We start from the raw sequence: 20,182 nt of genomic DNA, 5'->3' as shown, positions 1-20,182 counted from the left end.
CTGAAAATTTTTCAGGNCGCTTTTTTTTTATGAAAACATCAAAATAATCTTAAAATAATCATTTTTCGAAATATGAAATTCTTACAAATGGCTTGTTTTTATATTCCTACAATAAATGATTCTCAAATTATGGTATTTCATATAAAATTTGATGCAATAAACTACGTAAAAACACTGGAAATCAATAATTTTTACAAAAAATTAACACCTTAGTGTCTTTTGTATGAATTTATATGTTACATTTGCTTTATTATAAATTATTATTACAATTACAATGCGTACAGGTACAGTAAAATTTTTCAATGAATCTAAAGGTTATGGATTCATTACAGACGAAGAAACAGGAAAGGATATCTTCGTTCACGCTTCAGGAATTAACGCGGAAGAATTACGCGAAGGAGACCGTGTAAGCTATGAAGAAGAAGAAGGAAGAAAAGGGAAAGTTGCTGCTAAAGTAGCAGTAATCTAAGAAAAATATAGCAATTTATTTTTTTTGCCTCTGAATGGTCTAGAAAACGTTTCGATTAATATCGAGACGTTTTTTTTTGCTCTTTTCTTAAAATAATATTAAAATAACGCCCTGTTATTTATAATCAATAAAAATTAGGCATAAACGCTATTTCGTACCTCACTTAAAACCTTTTTTAGCTTGTGTTTTACAGAGTTGAAAGTTATCTTTGTGGCTCATTTTTTAAGTAAAAAATCGAAGTTTATGCAATCTGATCAATACAGTTACATTCCTATTTTAATGCAGTTTATTCTAGCTGTTGGTTTTGTAGTAGGAACAATCATTATTTCTGGAAAATTAGGACCAAGAAGAACCTCTGAAGTTAAAGATAAAAACTTCGAATGCGGTGTCGAATCTGTTGGTAATGCCCGTATTCCGTTTTCTGTTAAATATTTCCTAGTTGCCATTTTATTTGTATTGTTCGACGTAGAGGTAATTTTCCTTTATCCTTGGGCAGTAAACTTCAAAGATTTAGGAATTGAAGGAATGCTGAAAATGTTAGTTTTCATGTCATTACTTTTAGTTGGTTTCTTTTATATCATCAAAAAGAAAGCACTAGAGTGGGAATAAGAAAATTTAGATTTCAGATTTTTGATTTTAGATTGTTTTGATTTAGAATTTTAGATTTGAAAGCTTAATTTCTCAAAATACAATAATGATTTTAAAAATATAGATCATAGACTAAGATTTGAAAAAATCTAAAATCTAAAATCTAAAATCTAAAATAAAATGAGCGATTCAAAAGTAAATATGGTTGCGCCACCGGAAGGAGTTGTAGGAGAAGGTTTCTTCGCTACAAAACTTAATGATGTTGTTGGTTTGGCACGCGCGAATTCTCTTTGGCCTTTACCTTTTGCAACATCTTGCTGCGGAATTGAGTTTATGGCAACAATGGCTTCACATTACGATTTGGCACGATTTGGATCTGAGCGTGTGAGTTTTTCTCCACGTCAAGCAGATATGTTATTAGTAATGGGGACTATTTCAAAAAAAATGGCACCTATCTTAAGACAAGTATACGAGCAGATGTCAGAACCTCGCTGGGTAATTGCAGTTGGAGCATGTGCTTCATCAGGAGGAATATTTGATACTTATTCTGTTCTTCAAGGAATTGACAAAGTAATCCCTGTTGATGTTTATGTGCCAGGATGCCCACCAAGACCAGAACAAATCGTAGATGGAGTAATGAGACTTCAAGAATTGGTAAAAAGCGAATCTGTGAGACGCAGAAGCTCACCAGAATACCAAGAATTATTAGCTTCATATAATATCTCATAAGATGGCTTTAGAAAATACCCAGATTCAAGATAAACTTACAGAAACATTTAATAACGATGTTTTTAACTTTCAACAAGAAAGAGATATTTTTTCTTTAGAAGCTTCGGCTGATAAAATTACAGCGTTGATTTTATTCCTTAAAAACGATCCAGAATTACGTTTTCATTTCTTAACTGATTTATGTGGTATTCATTACCCAGACAATGAAGCAGAACGTCAATTTGCAGTTGTATACCACCTGCACAATTGGTACGAAAACAAAAGATTAAAGATCAAAGTTTTTCTAAATGGTGAAAAACCAGAAATCAAGTCAATTTCAAATATCTTTTTAAGTTCAAACTGGATGGAAAGAGAAACATACGATTTCTTTGGTATCAATTTTATTGGTCACCCGCAATTGAAACGTATTTTGAATATGGACGAAATGGTGTCTTTCCCGATGAGAAAAGAATTCCCAATGGAAGACAGCGGAAGAACTGATAAAGACGACAGATTCTTTGGAAGAACAACAACAAATTGCTAAAAAATAAATAATTCAACATTATAAAATGTCAGAACTATTATTACCACCAGAGCATCGTTATGCTAAAATAATTAAGGAGAAACTAAATGAAGACGGAAGTGAACTTTCAGTTCTGAATTTAGGTCCGACACACCCTGCAACACACGGTATTTTTCAAAATATACTGTTGATGGATGGGGAAAGAATTCTTGAGGCTGAACCAACTATTGGTTACATCCACAGAGCTTTCGAAAAAATCGCCGAAAATCGTCCTTTTTATCAAATTACACCTCTTACAGACCGTATGAACTATTGCTCCTCTCCTATTAACAATATGGGATGGTGGATGACTTTAGAAAAATTATTAGGTATTGAAGTTCCTAAAAGAGCACAGTACTTAAGAGTTATCGTAATGGAATTGGCTCGTATTACAGACCACTTAATCTGTAACTCGATTTTGGGTGTAGATACTGGTGCGTATACTGGTTTCTTATACGTTTTTCAATTTAGAGAAAAAATCTACGAAATCTACGAAGAAATTTGTGGAGCTCGTTTAACTACAAATATGGGAAGAATTGGTGGTTTTGAAAGAGACTGGTCTCCAGAAGCTTTCAAAAAACTAGATACTTTCCTTGAAGAATTTCCAATTGCTTGGAAAGAATTCGAAAACTTATTCGAAAGAAATAGAATTTTCCTTGATAGAACTGTAAATGTAGGCGCAATTTCTGCTGAACAAGCAATGGCTTACGGATTTACAGGTCCAAACTTACGTGCTGCGGGTGTTGATTATGATGTTCGTGTTGCACAGCCATATTCATCTTACGAAGATTTCGATTTTATTGTTCCTGTTGGAAAATCAGGAGATACTTATGATCGTTTCTGTGTTCGTAATGCTGAAGTTTGGGAAAGTTTAAGCATTATTCGTCAGGCGTTAGAAAAAATGCCTCCAGGAAACGAATATCATGCTGAAGTTCCAGATTACTACCTTCCTCCAAAAGAAGATGTTTACACTTCTATGGAATCTTTAATTTATCACTTTAAGATTGTAATGGGAGAAGTTCCTGTACCAGTTGCAGAAATTTACCACCCGGTAGAAGGAGGAAACGGAGAAATAGGATTTTATTTAGTTACAGACGGAAGTAGAACTCCATATAGATTACATTTCAGAAGACCATGCTTTATTTATTACCAAGCATATCCAGAAATGATCAAGGGTGCTTTACTTTCTGATGCAATTGTTATTTTATCAAGTTTAAATGTAATTGCAGGTGAATTAGATGCCTAAAAATTGTAGAATTTAGATTTTAGATTGCTGATTGAGAATGCATTTTAGAATTTAGATTTAAAATTATAATTAGGAATTGAAAAATTCAGATTGAAGAATCTAAAACTTAAACAATGATTGAAGAATCATGGATTGTAGAGAAAGATTGAAAAAATCTAAAATCTAAAATCTGAAATCTAAAATTAAAAATGGAACGTAAACATTACAAACAAGAAATAAACATGACCGAAGCATTGATGAACCGCATCAATGAATTGATCAGTCATTATCCTGAGGGCAAACAAAAATCGGCTTTACTGCCTGTTTTGCACGAAGTTCAGGATGCACACAACAACTGGCTTAGTATTGAACTTCAAGATAAGGTTGCTGAAATTCTTCAGATAAAACCGATTGAGGTTTATGAAGTGGTTACTTTTTATACCATGTTCAACCAAAAGCCAATTGGTAAGTATATGTTTGAGTTCTGCCAGACTTCTTGCTGCTGCCTGCGTGGTGCCGAAGATTTAATGGATTATACTTCTGAAAAATTAGGCATTAAAATGGGAGAAACAACTCCAGACGGAATGTTTACCATTGCTGGTGTAGAATGTTTAGGTGCCTGCGGATATGCTCCAATGATGCAGTTAGGTGATTTCTACAAAGAGAAATTGACAGAAGAAAAAATCGATCAGATTATTGCTGATTGTAGAGATGATAAAATAATATTACACGATAAATAAGATGTCACAAAAAATATTATTAGATAAAATCAATATTCCTGGAATTAAAACCTACGAAGTATATCGCCAAAATGGTGGTTATGCTTCTGTAGAAAAAGCTTTAAAAACATTAACACCAGACGAAGTTACTGAAGAAGTAAAAAAATCGGGTCTTCGCGGCCGCGGTGGTGCGGGTTTCCCTGCTGGAATGAAATGGAGCTTTATTGATAAAAAATCAGGAAGACCAAGACATTTAGTTTGTAATGCTGACGAATCTGAACCTGGAACTTTTAAAGATCGCTTTTTGATGGAATATATTCCTCACTTATTGATCGAGGGAATGATTACTTCAAGCTACGCATTGGGAGCTAACCTTTCCTATATCTACATTCGTGGAGAATATATGTGGGTTTTCAAAATTTTAGAAAGAGCAATCGCCGAGGCTAAAGCTGCAGGCTGGTTAGGAAAAAATATATTAGGTTCAGGTTACGATCTTGAACTTCACGTTCACTGTGGAGCTGGAGCTTATATCTGCGGAGAAGAAACTGCACTTATTGAGTCTTTAGAAGGTAAAAGAGGAAATCCTCGTATTAAGCCGCCTTTCCCAGCAGTTTCAGGACTTTGGGCAAATCCAACAGTGGTAAACAATGTTGAAACTATAGCAACGGTGCCATGGATTGTAAACAATTCTGGTGATGATTATGCTAAAATTGGAATCGGTCGTTCTACAGGAACTAAATTAATTTCTGCTTCTGGACACATCAAAAATCCTGGAGTTTACGAAATTGAATTAGGTTTAAGTGTAGACGAATTCATGAATTCTGATGAATATTTAGGAGGAATGTCTTCTAGCCGTCCATTAAAAGCATTTGTACCTGGAGGTTCATCTGTGCCAATTTTACCAGCAGATTTGATTTTCAAAACAGCAAACGGTGAAGATCGTTTAATGACTTACGAATCTTTAAGTGATGGTGGCTTTGCAACTGGATCTATGTTAGGTTCTGGAGGATTCATTGTATATAACGATACTGCATGTGTTGTTAGAAACACGTGGAACTTTGCCCGTTTTTATCACCACGAATCTTGCGGACAATGTACACCTTGCCGTGAAGGAACAGGATGGTTGGAGAAAATTTTATGGAGAATCGAAAACGGTCAAGGCCGTGAAGAAGATATCGAATTATTGTGGAGTATTCAAAGTAAAATCGAAGGAAACACAATTTGTCCTTTAGGAGACGCGGCTTCTTGGCCAGTAGCAGCTGCAATTCGTCACTTTAGAGATGAATTTGAATATCACGTTCGTTTCCCAGAAAAAATCAAAAATAGAGATCACTTTGTTGCTGAACCTTTTTCACAAGTGAAGCATTTAGTAGGCAAACAAACAGTTTAAATAGTTTCAAGTTTCAAGTTTTTTTAGTTTCAAGTTCAACCTGAAACTTTAAACGGGAAACTAAAAAAACAAAATATAGAGATGAAAGTAACCATAGACGGTCAAAGTATAGACGTAGAGCCAGGAACAACGATCCTGCAGGCTGCACGTATGATTGGTGGAGATTTAGTACCGCCAGCCATGTGCTATTACTCAAAATTAAAAGGCAGCGGTGGAAAATGTCGTTGTTGTTTAGTTGAAGTTTCTAAAGGTAGTGAAGCTGACCCAAGACCAATGCCAAAATTAATGGCATCTTGTGTAACAGGATGTATGGACGGAATGGAAGTAAACAGTAAATCTTCTGCAAGAGTTACCGAAGCGCGTAAATCTGTGACAGAATTTTTATTGATCAACCACCCATTAGACTGCCCTATCTGTGATCAGGCTGGAGAATGTGATCTTCAAAACTTAAGTTTTGAGCACGGGAATCCAAAATCACGTTATATTGAAGAAAAAAGAACATTTGAACCAGAAGATATTGGTCCAAATATTCAACTGCATATGAACCGTTGTATTCTATGTCAAAGATGTGTACAAGTTGCAGATCAATTGACAGACAATAGAGTTCACGGAGTATTAGATCGTGGTGATCATGCTAATATTTCGACTTGTATTTCTAAAGCCATTACAAATGAGTTCTCTGGAAACATGATCGATGTTTGTCCGGTTGGAGCTTTAACAGATAAAACATTCCGTTTTAAATCAAGAGTTTGGTTTAACAAACCTTACAATGCACATAGAGAATGTAATACTCCAGGATGTTGTGGTAAAACTACAGTTTGGATGTTTGGTGGAGAAATTCAACGTGTAACTGGTCGTAAAGATGAGTACCATGAAGTTGAGGAATTCATTTGCAACAGCTGTCGTTTTGATCACAAAGATGTAAACGACTGGGTTATTGAAGGACCTAGAGAGTTTGAAAAAGATTCTGTTATCAATCAAAATAACTACACTCAAAAATTAGAAAAAGTACAAATCGATACTGAAAAGAATATTCTTATGGGTAGAGATGTTGACCGTAAAAAAATTAGTATGGCTGAAATTCCATTAAACACTAACAACAAAAATTCTTAACGATGGTAGATGGTGCGTTTATTATAGAAAAGAGTGTTGTAATTGTTGTGGTTTTTGCCGTAACAATGATTATGGCGATGTATTCTACTTGGGCTGAGCGTAAAGTTGCAGCTTTCTTACAAGACCGTGTTGGTCCAAACCGCGCAGGTTGGGGAGGTTTATTACAGCCGCTTGCCGATGGTATGAAATTATTCTCTAAAGAAGAATTTTTTCCAAATACCCCAAATAGATTTTTATTTGTTGTAGGTCCTGCAATTGCAATGAGTACAGCCTTAATGACAAGTGCTGTTATTCCGTGGGGAGACAGACTTCATGTTTTTGGAAGAGAAGTTATCCTTCAGGCAACAGATGTTAATATTGCTTTGTTATACATATTTGGAGTTCTTTCTGTTGGAGTTTACGGTATCATGATTGGTGGATGGGCTTCTAACAATAAATTCTCATTAATGGGGGCTGTTCGTGCGGCGTCTCAAATGGTTTCTTACGAGATTGCTATGGGATTATCGATGATTGCATTATTGATGATGACTGGAACAATGAGCTTAAAAGAAATGTCATTACAACAGCAAGGAATGAACTGGAATGTTTTCTATCAGCCTTTGTCGTTTTTAATTTTCTTAATTTGTTCGTTTGCAGAAACTAACAGAACTCCTTTTGACTTAGCAGAATGCGAATCAGAATTAATTGGAGGTTACCACACAGAATATTCGTCAATGAAAATGGGATTCTATTTGTTTGCTGAATATGCGAGTATGTTTACTTCTGCAACTATTATTTCGGTATTATTCTTTGGAGGATATAATTACCCAGGAATGGAGTGGATGGTAGAAAATGTTGGCGTTAATGCTGGTAACTTATTAGGAATCGCGGTATTGTTTGCTAAAATATGTTTCTTCATATTTTTCTACATGTGGGTTCGTTGGACAATTCCAAGATTTAGATATGACCAATTAATGAACTTAGGCTGGAGAATTTTAATTCCGCTTTCGATTATTAATATTATGATTACGGGCGTTGTTATCTTAAGACACGATATTGCAGCTGCTTTAGGATTCTAAGAACCGTAATGCACTAGCCCTTCTATAAGCAATAATCTTTTTGTTCGAACAATAAAAGATACAGCGAACAGTAGGATTAAGCTTCAAATAAAAACAAAATAGATTTTGAATTTGATTATCTCAAATTATAAATCATAAAATATAATAGTAAAAATGTCAATAGAAACTATATCATTATCGGGTAGAAAAAAGATGGTCTCTAATAAAGAGATGACTTTTTTAGAGCGAATGTATCTTGTGGCGATTGTAAAAGGATTGTTTATCACATTGAAACACTTATTCAGAAAAAAAGTGACTATTCACTATCCTGAGCAAGTGCGTACAATGAGTCCAGTTTATCGTGGTCAGCATATGTTGAAACGCGATGAGCAAGGTCGTGAAAACTGTACTGCCTGCGGATTATGTGCCTTGTCATGTCCTGCAGAAGCTATTACAATGAAAGCTGCTGAGCGTAAACCGGATGAAAAACATTTGTATAGAGAAGAAAAATACGCTGAGATTTATGAGATAAATATGCTTCGTTGTATTTTTTGTGGTTTGTGTGAAGAAGCTTGTCCAAAAGACGCTATTTACTTAACTACTTCTAAAGTTTTAGTTCCTGCAAGTTACGAAAGAGAAGATTTCATTTTCGGAAAAGACAAATTAGTGATGCCTTTAGAAATGGCTATGAAAAATGCTCAACTTAAAAACGCGAACTAAAAATGATACATATTCCTGATTTTGCACACGCAACTACTGTTCAAGTTATCTTTTGCTTTTTAGCGTTTATTACAGTTATTACTGCTTTCTTGACAATTTTCAGCAGAAATCCAATTCACTCGGCTATTTATTTAGTGATCTGTTTCTTTTCAATTGCTGGTCATTATTTATTATTAAATTCTCAGTTCTTAGCAGTTGTACATATAATAGTTTATTCTGGAGCTATTATGATTCTGTTCCTGTTTACCATTATGTTGATGAACCTGAACGAACAGCGAGAAGTACACCGTCCTAGAATTACACGTTTAGGTGCAATTGTATCTTTCTGTTTGATATTAATCGTTTTGATTGCGCTTTTCATCAATTCTAAACCAATTGTTGGCGAATACGATTCTACTGGAGAAGATTTCCAATCGATTAAAGTTTTAGGTAAAATATTATTGAACGAGTATATGGTTCCGTTCGAATTTGCTTCAATCTTACTTTTAGTTGCAATGATTGGAACAGTTCTATTGTCTAAAAAAGAAAAATTAAATAATAAATAATGGGTAATATATTAAATCAAATAGGTATTGAAAACTACATCTTTTTAAGTGTTGTACTTTTCTGTATTGGTATTTTTGGTGTATTGTACAGACGAAATGCTATTATCGTTTTCATGTCTATCGAAATTATGTTGAATGCGGTAAACCTTTTATTTGTTGCTTTTTCAACTTATCATCAAGACGCACAAGGACAAGTGTTTGTGTTCTTCTCGATGGCAGTTGCTGCAGCCGAAGTTGCGGTAGGATTGGCCATTTTAGTTTCTATTTTTAGAAATATCGGCTCAATTAGTATCGATAATTTAAAAAATTTAAAAGGATAATCAGAAATGGATACCAATTTAGCTTTAATTTTAGTTTTAACTCCTTTACTAGGTTTTCTAGTAAATGTCTTTTTTGGAAAAAGCTTAGGAAAAACAGTTTCTGGTGCCATCGGAACTATTGCCGTAGCAATTTCTTTTGTAGTTTCTCTTTTACTTTTTAATCAAATAACAGCAACTGGAAAAGGAATTCAGGTTACTTTATTTGATTGGATTCAAATCAGCAACTTAAAAATCAATCTTGGATTTTTATTAGATCAATTATCTGTTCTTTGGTTACTTTTCGTAACTGGAATTGGATCTTTGATTCATTTATACTCTATTAGTTACATGCATGATGACGAAAACATGCACAAGTTTTTTGCTTACTTAAACTTGTTCGTTTTCTTCATGATTACACTTGTAATTGGAAGCAACTTATTAGTTCTTTTCATCGGATGGGAAGGTGTTGGACTTTGTTCTTACCTATTAATTGGATTCTGGCATAAAAACCAAGATTACAATGATGCTGCTAAAAAAGCTTTCATCATGAACAGAATTGGAGATTTAGGTCTTTTAATCGGTATGTTCATCATTGGTTCGATGTTCTCTACATTAGATTATGCAACTTTAAAAACGGCAATTGCTGGAGCTTCTAATTTAAACTTACCATTACTTTCCCTAGCTGCTTTATGTTTATTTATTGGAGCTTGTGGTAAATCTGCTCAAATTCCGTTATACACTTGGTTACCTGATGCGATGGCTGGACCAACTCCAGTTTCTGCATTAATCCACGCTGCTACAATGGTTACTGCGGGTATCTTTATGGTAACGAGATTAAACTTTGTTTTTGATTTAGCTCACGATGTTCAAAACGTAATTGCAATTATTGGAGCGATCACTTCATTAGTTGCGGCTACAATTGGATTGGTTCAAACTGATATTAAAAAAGTACTCGCTTACTCTACAGTTTCACAATTAGGATTAATGTTTTTAGCATTAGGATTTGGAGCTTACGAAGTAGCAGTATTTCACGTAATCACTCACGCTTTCTTTAAAGCTTGTTTATTCTTAGGTTCTGGATCAGTGATTCACGGATTACACGGAGAGCAAGATATGCGTAAAATGGGGGGACTGCGTAAAGCAATGCCAATTACTTTCTGGACCATGTTAATTTCTTCATTGGCAATTTCAGGAGTTCCATTCTTTTCTGGATTCTTTTCTAAAGATGAAATTTTATTGACAGCTTTCCACCACAGTATTCCATTATACGTTGTTGGCTCTATTGCTTCAATTATGACAGCTTTCTATATGTTTAGATTAATGTTCTTGACTTTCTTCAAAGAATTTAGAGGAACTGAAGAGCAAAAACATCATTTACACGAAAGTGGTTCATTAATTACAATTCCACTTATCATCTTAGCTATTCTAGCAACTTTTGGCGGATTAATCAGTTTACCTGGAAACAGCTGGTTGAATGAATATCTTGCTCCTCTTTTCACAAAAGTGGCTGGTGAAGAACATCATTTAGGCACAACAGAATATACTCTAATGGGTGTCGCTGTTTTAGGCGGAGTACTTGGAATTTTAATTGCTTACGTAAAATACTTCAAACAAGATAATGTTCCAGAATCTGATGAAAATATTACTGGTTTAAGTAAAGTGTTATACAACAAATATTATGTAGACGAAATTTACGATGCTGTATTTGTAGCACCTGTTAATAGTTTATCTAAATTCTTTAGAGATTATATCGAAACCGGATTATCTGCTCTTGTTTTTGGATTAGGTAAAATAGCAAACGAAATTGCTTTTCAAGGAAAAAAATTACAAACCGGAAGTATAGGATTATATCTATTTGTTTTTGTTTTAGGACTTTGTGCAATTGTTTCCTATATATTTTTAGCTCAATAATATTATTACTATGAACGTTTCTACTATATTAATTATACTTTTAATTGGTGCATTTGCCACTTATTTTTCTGGTGACAAACTAGCTTCGAAAGTTGCTTTACTTTTTAGTTTAGCCGCTTTAGGATGTTCAATTGTATTATTGAATAATTTCTCAGCTGGTGAAAATATCAGCGTAATCAACAGCTGGATTACACAACCAAAAATTTCTTTTGCTTTAAATGCTGACGGACTTGGACTTGCAATGGTTTTACTAACTGCAGCTTTAACTCCGATTATCATATTTTCTTCTTTCGGAAATGAATATAAAAATGCTAAAGGTTTTTATGCTTTAATCTTGTTTATGGCTTTTGCTATGACTGGAACTTTCTTAGCTGCTGATGGTCTTTTATATTATATTTTCTGGGAGTTAGCACTTATTCCAATCTACTTTATTGCTTTAATTTGGGGTAATGGCGATGCTGAAGAACGCAGAAAAGCTGTGGTTAAATTCTTTATTTACACACTTGCTGGTTCATTATTCATGTTAACTGCTTTCATTTATTTATATCAAAAAGCTGGTTCTTTCTTAATTGAAGATTTATATAAAGTAGAGTTATCTGCTTGCGAGCAATTCTGGATTTTCTTGGCTTTCTTTTTAGCTTATGCTATTAAAATTCCAATTATTCCTTTCCACACTTGGCAGGCAAATGTTTACCAAAAAGCACCAACTGTTGGAACAATGCTTTTATCTGGTATCATGCTAAAAATGGGATTGTACAGTGTAATTCGCTGGCAATTGCCTCTTGCGCCGATTGCTGCTAAAGAATACATGTATATCTTTATTGGTTTAGGAATTGCAGGTGTAATCTACGGTTCGATCGTTGCATTGAGACAAAAAGATTTGAAGAAATTATTAGCTTATTCTTCTCTTGCTCACGTTGGATTAATTGCTGCAGGATGTTACACTTTAACTCTTGATGGTTTAAGAGGTGCTGTTTTACAAATGATCGCTCACGGTTTTGTGGTAGTTGGATTATTCTTTGCTGCTGAAGTAATCTACAGAAGATTTGAAACTAGAGAAATTGGAGAAATGGGCGGTATCCGTACGCAGTCTCCAAAATTTACTTCAATGTTTTTAATCTTAGTATTAGCTTCTGTTGCATTGCCAAGTACTTTTAACTTTGTTGGAGAATTTACAGTTTTATACAGTTTATCTCAAATCAATATTTGGTTTGCAATTTTGGGAGGAACTACAATTATTTTGGGAGCTTATTATATGTTGAGAATGTTCCAGCATGTAATGTTAGGCGAAACCAATTCTAAAACTTTTGCAGATGTTTCTTTGAACGAAGGAATTTCATTTGCAGTAATAATTGCTGTTTTATTGTTCTTCGGATTTTATCCAAAACCAATTACAGATTTGATCACACCAAGCTTGGAAACGATTTTACAAGTTATCAATAAGAACTAATATTTTAAACAAAAAATAAATTAGGATTACAATCATGATTTGAAATCCTAACTCAAAAAGACAAAAATGAATACATTAATAGCTATAACAGGATTGGGTATTTTCTGCCTATTGTTTGAAATTCTTAATTTAAGAAAAGCCATCGTTCCTATTACCATTGTTGGTTTACTGGGTGTCTTTGCTCTTAATTTCTACGAATTTGGAACTGAACAAAGTTATTACAACAATATGATAGCAGTGTCAAAGTTCTCTACAGCTTTTTCATCGTTATTCATCGTTTTGACGATTTTCCTTGTAGCATTAAGCCATAATTTTTATCACAAACATCCATCAAAAATTTCAGATTTCGTGGCAATTAAAGTATTCTTACTTGCCGGAGCTGTTGCAATGGTTTCTTTTGGAAACTTAGCAATGTTCTTTCTAGGTATTGAAATCTTATCAATCGCTTTATATGTTTTAGCGGCCAGCGAACGTTTAAATTTAAAAAGTAACGAAGCGGGAATGAAATATTTCTTAATGGGATCATTTGCTTCAGGTATTATTTTATTTGGAATTTGTTTGATTTATGGAGCAATGGGAAGTTTTGACATCAGTGAAATACACGAAAGTGCATTGTCTGCAGAATTACCAATCTGGTTTCCTATCGGAATGATTTTAATGGTAGTTGGAATGTTGTTTAAGGTTGCTGCAGTTCCTTTCCATTTCTGGGCTCCAGATGTTTACGAAGGTTCGCCAGCTTTAACAACAGCTTTGATGAGTACATTGGCAAAAGTGGTCGCAATTGCTACCTTATTCAAATTAATTGCTGGTATGAATTTCATTTCTTCATTAGAAAACCAAGATCTTTTACATACGTTTGAAGTTATAGTGGTTATCATTTCAATCGCTTCAATGTCTGTTGGTAATATTATGGCATTAAGACAAGTAAACGTTAAACGTATGCTTGCTTTTTCTGGAATTTCTCATGCTGGTTTCATGTTAATGACATTATTAACTGTTTCTGCTTCTGCTGGTGTTTTATTATATTACACTGCTGCTTATGCTTTGGCTGGGATCGCTGCTTTCAGTGTAATCTTATATGTATGCAGAGATCATGACAATGAAGACATTACAAACTTTCATGGTTTAGGAAAAACAAATCCGTTATTGGCTGCTATTCTTACAGCTTCATTATTATCAATGGCTGGAATTCCTATTTTCTCTGGATTCTTTGCGAAGTTGTTCTTATTCAATCAAACTATCCAAGCAGGATATATTGGTCTAGTAATTGTTGCCGTAATCAATTCTATTATAAGTGTTGGATATTATTTCAAACTAATTATAGCAATGTATTCTAAAGAACCAAATCAAGAAAGAACTGGAAAACCATTTCTTATTTATGCCGTTGCAGTAGTGTCTATTGTATTAAATATTGCATTAGGTTTATTCCCTTCATTAGTTTTAGATCTTTTGAATTAAATAAGATTTCTTCTTAAATTAAAATATAAAAGAATCCATCAATTTAGTTTTGGTGGATTTTTTTTATACGGTAAATAAGGAAGAGAAATTCATGTTAAAAATTTCTCTCATTCAATTGCACTTCAAAAAATCTCCATATATTTGAGTTCAATTAAATGTATTAAATTATGAACTTTAATTCAAAAAATCCGTTTTTAAACAGTAAGCGTTTTTCTAGTGCAACTTCAAAAGCTGAAGAAGTACACCAAGCTCAAATTATTGATTACAATCAAGAAATGACTTTGTCTGGAACAATTAATAAAACGGCAATCTTATTTCTAATTTTATGTGGTGCCGCTATGGTAACATGGTGGATGGCTTTTAATGGAATGAACCCGATGCTGCCAACAATTGGAGGAGCAATAGTTGCTTTTATTCTGGTACTTGTTTCTGCTTTTAAACCTCAGGCTTCACCTTATTTAGCTCCAGGATATGCATTGTTTGAAGGTTTATTTATTGGAGGGATTTCTGCCATATTTGAATTGAAATTTCCTGGAATTGTAATTAATGCAGTTGGAGCAACTCTAGTAACTTTCTTAGTTTGTTTAGGTTTATACAAATTCAAAATTGTTAAAGTTACCGAACAATTTAAATCTGTTGTGATTGCAGCTACGTTGGCCATTGCAACTTATTATTTAATTTCTTGGCTTATATCAATGTTTACAAGCTTTACTCCTGTTCATTATGGAAATTCAATGATGAGCATTGGTATCAGCGTTTTTGTGATTATTGTAGCTGCTCTTAATCTATTCTTAGATTTTGATTTAATTGAAAAAGGTGTTCAAGAAAGAATGCCCAAGTTTATGGAATGGTATGGTGCAATGGGGCTAATGATCACATTAGTTTGGTTGTATATTGAATTCTTAAGACTTCTAGCTAAACTATCAAGCAAAGACTAATAATCTATTTAATATTATTAAGAGCCTTTTTGAGTAAAATCAGAAAGGCTTTTTTGTTGCAATCAATTCAAATCTTTTTTTCCCTATTTCTAAAACGGAATTAACTTCTTCATTTTTAAAACTATTTCTGATATTTTAAAAGACAAACAAAGTTTATTCTTACAAAATTTTATAATGTAATAAATGTAATTAAAAAAAATGCATTTTTATTATTAAATCACATATTAGAAAATGAAATTCACAAAATACTAATAAAATTAAGCATTTTGCCAATATTCAAAATATGTAATAAATTACAATCAATGCAATTTATTACATTTTTAATATTTTAAACGCTAATATTTTTTGTTATTATCTTTTTTTTTATAAAATAATTATTGATTTAAGAATTAATATATATTTTTGTGTAATCGATTACAATTAACCACTTGTAACGGTATTAAAACCACTTACTATTATTAACATTCTTAAACCACACAATTATGAAAAAAAACCTACTCTTATTGGTTGTCTTTCTCATGACAGCTCAGTTATGGGCTCAATCACTAACAATTACCGAAGCTTCAGGCTGGTTAGAAACAGCATTTGTTAAATGGCAGCCTGTTAGTGGTGCGCAGTCTTACAATGTTTATTATACTGGAAACGGATTTACAGACAAAAAAATAGACGATCAGCTTATTAGAAGTTATGGATCTTATTTTCGTGCTGACATTCCAGGCTTGAAAGCTGGGACTTATACTGTAAAAGTAAAACCTGTCGTAAATGGGACAGAAGGAACTGGAGCTACTACAAGCAACTTAACTGTAGCTGCTCATGACAGAAATGGATTTGCTTTTGAAGGCGGACGTGTTCCCGGTGGATATAAAGCTGACGGTACTCCGAAGGATAATGCCGTTATTCTTTACATTACACAAAATACCAAAAACACGATTTCAATGAATATTACCGGAGCAAGTACAAATCCTTGCATTGGTTTACAAAATATTCTTTATGCTATTAAGAAAGGAAAAGACACTCGTCCGTTTATCATTCGTTTGATCGGAAATATTACTGATATGACTGTCATGGAAGGTGGCGATGTTGTAATTGAAAATGCTAACAATGCTTCAAGTTATGTAACTTTTGAAGGAATTGGTAATGATGCTGTAGCTAATGGATGGGGCGTTCGTTTGAAATCGGCTTCTAACATAGAGGTCAACAATCTTGGTTTCATGAATTGCAACAGTACAGCTGGAGATAATGTTGGAATGCAGCAAGATAATGATCATGTCTGGGTTCACAATTGTGATTTATTTTATGGAAATGCAGGAAGTGATGCCGATCAAATAAAAGGAGATGGCGCATTAGACAATAAAACTTCAACTTATATTACATTGTCTTACAATCACTTTTGGGATAATGGAAAAGCCAGTCTTTTAGGATTAAGTGAAGGAACAACATCTGGTTTGTACATAACATATCATCACAACTGGTTCGATCATTCTGATTCTCGTCATCCAAGGGTTCGTTATTATTCCGCTCACATTTATAACAATTATTTTGATGGGGTTGCAAAATATGGCTCAGGATCTACATTGGGATCTTCCTTATTTGTAGAAGGAAATTATTTTAGAAATAGTAAACATCCAATGTTGACTTCTCTTCAAGGAACTGATATTTGGGACGAGGCCAATCAAGTGAACAATGCTGGTACAATGGGAACATTTTCTGGCGAAGCTGGAGGAAGCATCAAAGCTTTCAACAATACTTTTGATGCTTCAAATGGAACAAACAATATGCGTTTCGTAGCTTACAATGATCCAAATCCTTTATACAATATAGCAGGAAAAATCAGCTCTACAACAGATTTTGATGCTTACGTAGCTACAACAAGAGGTGAAGTTGTAAGCAGTTCTGTGAAATCTAAATCGGGAGCGAATACCTATAATAATTTTGATACTGATGCTGCTTTATACGTGAAAAACCTTGTAATCGATCAGCCATCAACAGCAAAAACGAAAACAACGCAATATGCCGGACGTGTTTCAGGAGGTGATTTACAGTGGGTATTTAATAATGCAACTGACGATACTTCATCATTAGTAATTACTGCATTAAAAACGGCACTGACAAATTATACAGGGACTTTAGTTTCGGTACAAGGAGAAGGTAATCCGCCTGCAGGAACTCAGACTTTAACATTAACTTCATCTGCAAATAATAATCAAACTGTCGTAAGTGGTTCAGCGATAAGTTCAATTGTTTTTACTTGGGGCGGTGATGCAACAGATGCAACTGTAACAGGATTACCAGCTTCTGGATTAACTTTTGTAAAAAATACAACTGCAAAAACAATAACTATTACTGGTACACCAACTGCAACTGTTTCTTACTCAATTGCAACTTCTGGAACTAGCGGCTCGCCAGCAACTGGATCTGGAACTATAACCGTGACTGCGGCAGGAAACCAAACTTTAACTTCTTCTGGAAACAATAGTCAAACTGTCGCTTCTGGAACCGCAATTAGCACAATCGTATTTACTTGGGGCGGAAATGCCATAGACGCAGCCGTTACTGGACTACCAGCTTCTGGATTAAGCTTTGTAAAAAATACAACCACAAAAACAATAACTATTACAGGAACACCAACAGCAAATGTATCATATTCTGTAACGACTTCTGGAACAGCAGGATCTCCAGTAACAGCATCTGGAACGATTACTGTTTCGACAGGCTCATCAGGAAGTGAAATTCATAACTTTACTACATCTGGAAAAACGAGTTCATTTTATGCAATTACAGGAAATATGAATTCTACACCTGGATCTGTAACCTATAACGGTTTAACATTAACAGAGCGTTTAAAAATAGAATCTAGTACTACTATTACCTATACAACTACAAGTACGTCGACATTAACTTTGGTTTTTGACTCCAATTTTACGGGAACAATTAAAGTCGACAATGTTTCTTATACTGCATCGGCAGGTATTGTAACAGCATCAATCGCTGCAGGTTCACATACTATAACAAAAGGTTCTGTTGCAAATTTGTTTTACATCAGTACAGTTTATGGAGGCAGTACATTAAAAGTTGCACCAGCAAGCGATGCTTTAGTAGCTGAAAGCACTAATTCGAAAATAATATTATATCCAAATCCAGTTTCAAGTACTTTATATTTGTCAGATCCAAATCAAAAAGTCGAGAAAGTTATTATTTATAATATTTCTGGAAATTTAGTTATTACCTCTGGAAAACAAACTGAAAGTATTGATACAAGCAGTTTAATTCCTGGAACTTATCTAGCCAAAATTTACACAACCGACGGTTCATTTAATCAAACACTATTAAAAAAATAAAACTAAACAAAAAGGCTTCCAAATCTGGAAGCCTTTTTTATTTTTTAATTAAAATATTACAAGTCAAATTTAATCCCCTGTGCCAAAGGAAGGTTTGTGGTATAATTAATTGTATTCGTCTGGCGTCTCATGTAGATTTTCCAAGCATCAGAACCCGATTCGCGCCCGCCTCCAGTTTCTTTTTCACCGCCAAAAGCACCGCCAATCTCTGCTCCTGAAGTTCCGATATTTACATTTGCAATTCCACAGTCAGAACCTGTAACAGACAAAAATCTTTCGGCTTCACGCAAATTATTCGTCATAATTGCTGATGATAATCCTTGAGCAACACCATTTTGAATTTCAATTGCATTATCTACTTCTCCAGAATATTTAATCAAATATAAAACAGGAGCAAAAGTTTCATGCTGTACAATTTCAAATGAATTTTCTGCTTCTGCAATTGCAGGTTTTACATAGCAGCCACTTTCATAACCTTCTCCAGAAAGCACTCCGCCTTCAACTATAATTTTTCCGCCTTCAGCCACTACTCTATTTAAAGCTGCTGCGTACAATTCCACAGCGTGCATATCAATTAAAGGTCCAACATGATTGTTCTCGTCAAGAGGATTTCCGATTCTTAATTGTTTATAAGCAGCTACTAACGCATCTTTTACTTTATCATAAATACTTTCGTGAATAATCAATCTTCGAGTTGAAGTACAACGCTGTCCTGCAGTTCCCACAGCTCCAAAAACAGCTCCAATTACAGTCATTTTTATGTCTGCATCTGGAGTAACTATAATGGCATTATTTCCGCCTAATTCTAATAAAGATTTACCTAATCTTCCTGCAACAGCTTGGGCTACAATCTTCCCCATTCTTGTAGAACCAGTAGCAGAAATTAATGGAATACGAGTGTCTTTTGTCAATAACTCCCCTATAGTGTAATCTCCAGTTAGTAAACATGAAATTCCTTCTGGAAGATTATTTTCTTTAATAACTTGAGCAATAATATTTTGGCAGGCAATTCCGCAAAGTGGAGTTTTTTCAGAAGGTTTCCAAACACAGACATCACCCGAAATCCAAGCCAGAGCCGTATTCCAGGACCAAACCGCCACAGGAAAGTTGAATGCCGAAATAATTCCGACAACTCCAAGTGAATGATATTGCTCATACATACGGTGCCCTGGTCTTTCAGAATGCATTGTTAATCCGTGAAGCTGACGAGATAATCCAACTGCAAAATCGCATATATCGATCATTTCCTGAACCTCACCAAAACCTTCCTGCAATGATTTTCCCATTTCGTAAGAAACCAATTTTCCAAGTGCTTCTTTGTTTTGTCGCAATTTTTCCCCAAACTGACGCACAATTTCACCACGCTGCGGCGCAGGAATCAATCGAAAAGTTTTAAAAGCTTCTGTAGCGGAACGCATTACTTTTTCATAATTTTCAAGAGTTGAAGTTTTAACCGAAGCAATTAATTTTCCGTCTACTGGAGAAAAACTATCCAAAACTTCGCCCGACGCAAAATTTTCTGTTCCTGTTGAAGTTCCGTCATTCACTAGTTTTATTCCCAGCTTTTCCAAAGCTTCATTCATGCCAAATTGTGATGCTATTGTTGTCATTGTAACTTTTTTAGTTAAAATTGTTATATTTTTTATGTAAAGATATCGTTTTAGAATTAATTTCTAGTTGTAGTTAATTTATAAAGAGAAGTAAATTTAAGG

18 protein-coding genes are annotated in these 20,182 nt (G+C 34.2%); 17 read left to right on the top strand and 1 reads right to left on the bottom strand.

The features are described 5' to 3' along the window. Nucleotides 1-274 precede the first annotated feature (274 nt). From ASE40_RS04855 to ASE40_RS04775, 17 genes are all read left to right on the top strand, one after another. Nucleotides 275-469 carry a cold-shock protein gene (locus ASE40_RS04855; RefSeq protein WP_007137066.1) on the top strand — a complete coding sequence of 65 codons (195 nt, stop codon included), beginning with the start codon at nt 275-277 and terminating at the stop codon, nt 467-469. Between the two features lie 243 nt (nt 470-712). Next, on the top strand, nt 713-1,078 hold the full coding sequence (locus ASE40_RS04850; protein ID WP_057115716.1) for an NADH-quinone oxidoreductase subunit A: 366 nt from the start codon (nt 713-715) through the stop codon (nt 1,076-1,078). A gap of 159 nt (nt 1,079-1,237) precedes the next feature. Further along, nucleotides 1,238-1,786, top strand: coding sequence for an NADH-quinone oxidoreductase subunit B (locus ASE40_RS04845; protein WP_035646217.1), 549 nt, complete (start codon nt 1,238-1,240; stop codon nt 1,784-1,786). 1 nt (nt 1,787) lies between these two features. After that, nucleotides 1,788-2,309 carry an NADH-quinone oxidoreductase subunit C gene (locus ASE40_RS04840; protein ID WP_057115713.1) on the top strand — a complete coding sequence of 174 codons (522 nt, stop codon included), beginning with the start codon at nt 1,788-1,790 and terminating at the stop codon, nt 2,307-2,309. Nucleotides 2,310-2,334: 25 nt separating this feature from the next. Continuing rightward, nucleotides 2,335-3,573 carry an NADH-quinone oxidoreductase subunit D gene (locus ASE40_RS04835; RefSeq protein WP_057115711.1) on the top strand — a complete coding sequence of 413 codons (1,239 nt, stop codon included), beginning with the start codon at nt 2,335-2,337 and terminating at the stop codon, nt 3,571-3,573. Nucleotides 3,574-3,761: 188 nt separating this feature from the next. Further along, nucleotides 3,762-4,292 (top strand): complex I 24 kDa subunit family protein, encoded by a 531-nt coding sequence (locus ASE40_RS04830; RefSeq protein ID WP_057115709.1) that lies wholly within the window; start codon nt 3,762-3,764, stop codon nt 4,290-4,292. Nucleotide 4,293: 1 nt separating this feature from the next. After that, nucleotides 4,294-5,661 carry an NADH-quinone oxidoreductase subunit NuoF gene (gene nuoF, locus ASE40_RS04825; protein WP_057115706.1) on the top strand — a complete coding sequence of 456 codons (1,368 nt, stop codon included), beginning with the start codon at nt 4,294-4,296 and terminating at the stop codon, nt 5,659-5,661. Nucleotides 5,662-5,742: 81 nt separating this feature from the next. After that, complete coding sequence (locus ASE40_RS04820) at nt 5,743-6,774, top strand: 2Fe-2S iron-sulfur cluster-binding protein (protein ID WP_057115704.1); 1,032 nt, start codon at nt 5,743-5,745, stop codon at nt 6,772-6,774. Nucleotides 6,775-6,776: 2 nt separating this feature from the next. Beyond that, nucleotides 6,777-7,832, top strand: coding sequence for an NADH-quinone oxidoreductase subunit NuoH (gene nuoH, locus ASE40_RS04815; RefSeq protein WP_057115702.1), 1,056 nt, complete (start codon nt 6,777-6,779; stop codon nt 7,830-7,832). Between the two features lie 153 nt (nt 7,833-7,985). Beyond that, the gene (locus ASE40_RS04810) at nt 7,986-8,531 is read left to right on the top strand and encodes a NuoI/complex I 23 kDa subunit family protein (protein ID WP_057115699.1); all 546 of its coding nucleotides are present in this window, start codon (nt 7,986-7,988) and stop codon (nt 8,529-8,531) included. Nucleotides 8,532-8,533: 2 nt separating this feature from the next. Then, nucleotides 8,534-9,076, top strand: coding sequence for an NADH-quinone oxidoreductase subunit J (locus ASE40_RS04805; RefSeq protein WP_057115695.1), 543 nt, complete (start codon nt 8,534-8,536; stop codon nt 9,074-9,076). Continuing rightward, a complete protein-coding gene (nuoK, locus tag ASE40_RS04800) occupies nt 9,076-9,396 on the top strand; it encodes an NADH-quinone oxidoreductase subunit NuoK (protein ID WP_008466103.1) in 321 nt (106 codons plus the stop codon). The genes ASE40_RS04805 and nuoK overlap by 1 nt, the downstream gene beginning before the upstream one ends. 6 nt (nt 9,397-9,402) lie before the next feature. Then, on the top strand, nt 9,403-11,286 hold the full coding sequence (nuoL, locus tag ASE40_RS04795; protein ID WP_057115692.1) for an NADH-quinone oxidoreductase subunit L: 1,884 nt from the start codon (nt 9,403-9,405) through the stop codon (nt 11,284-11,286). A 10-nt stretch (nt 11,287-11,296) separates the two neighbouring features. Further along, on the top strand, nt 11,297-12,736 hold the full coding sequence (locus ASE40_RS04790) for a NuoM family protein (protein WP_057115689.1): 1,440 nt from the start codon (nt 11,297-11,299) through the stop codon (nt 12,734-12,736). 66 nt (nt 12,737-12,802) lie between these two features. Continuing rightward, on the top strand, nt 12,803-14,194 hold the full coding sequence (locus ASE40_RS04785) for an NADH-quinone oxidoreductase subunit N (RefSeq protein WP_057115686.1): 1,392 nt from the start codon (nt 12,803-12,805) through the stop codon (nt 14,192-14,194). A gap of 167 nt (nt 14,195-14,361) precedes the next feature. After that, the gene (locus tag ASE40_RS04780; RefSeq protein ID WP_057115684.1) at nt 14,362-15,132 is read left to right on the top strand and encodes a Bax inhibitor-1/YccA family protein; all 771 of its coding nucleotides are present in this window, start codon (nt 14,362-14,364) and stop codon (nt 15,130-15,132) included. A gap of 482 nt (nt 15,133-15,614) precedes the next feature. Continuing rightward, nucleotides 15,615-18,470: a T9SS type A sorting domain-containing protein gene (locus ASE40_RS04775; RefSeq protein ID WP_057115682.1), complete on the top strand. Its 2,856-nt coding sequence runs from the start codon at nt 15,615-15,617 to the stop codon at nt 18,468-18,470. Nucleotides 18,471-18,526: 56 nt separating this feature from the next. Here the strand turns inward: ASE40_RS04775 and ASE40_RS04770 are convergent, their stop codons facing one another. Next, entirely contained in the window at nt 18,527-20,080 is a 1,554-nt protein-coding gene (locus ASE40_RS04770) for an aldehyde dehydrogenase family protein (RefSeq protein ID WP_057115679.1), read from the bottom strand. Between the last annotated feature and the right edge of the window lie 102 nt (nt 20,081-20,182).

This window comes from Flavobacterium sp. Root935 (assembly GCF_001429295.1).
Classification (GTDB): domain Bacteria; phylum Bacteroidota; class Bacteroidia; order Flavobacteriales; family Flavobacteriaceae; genus Flavobacterium.
The sequence above is the reverse complement of the archived record's forward strand: the minus strand, read 5'-3'. Positions and strand labels throughout refer to the sequence as shown.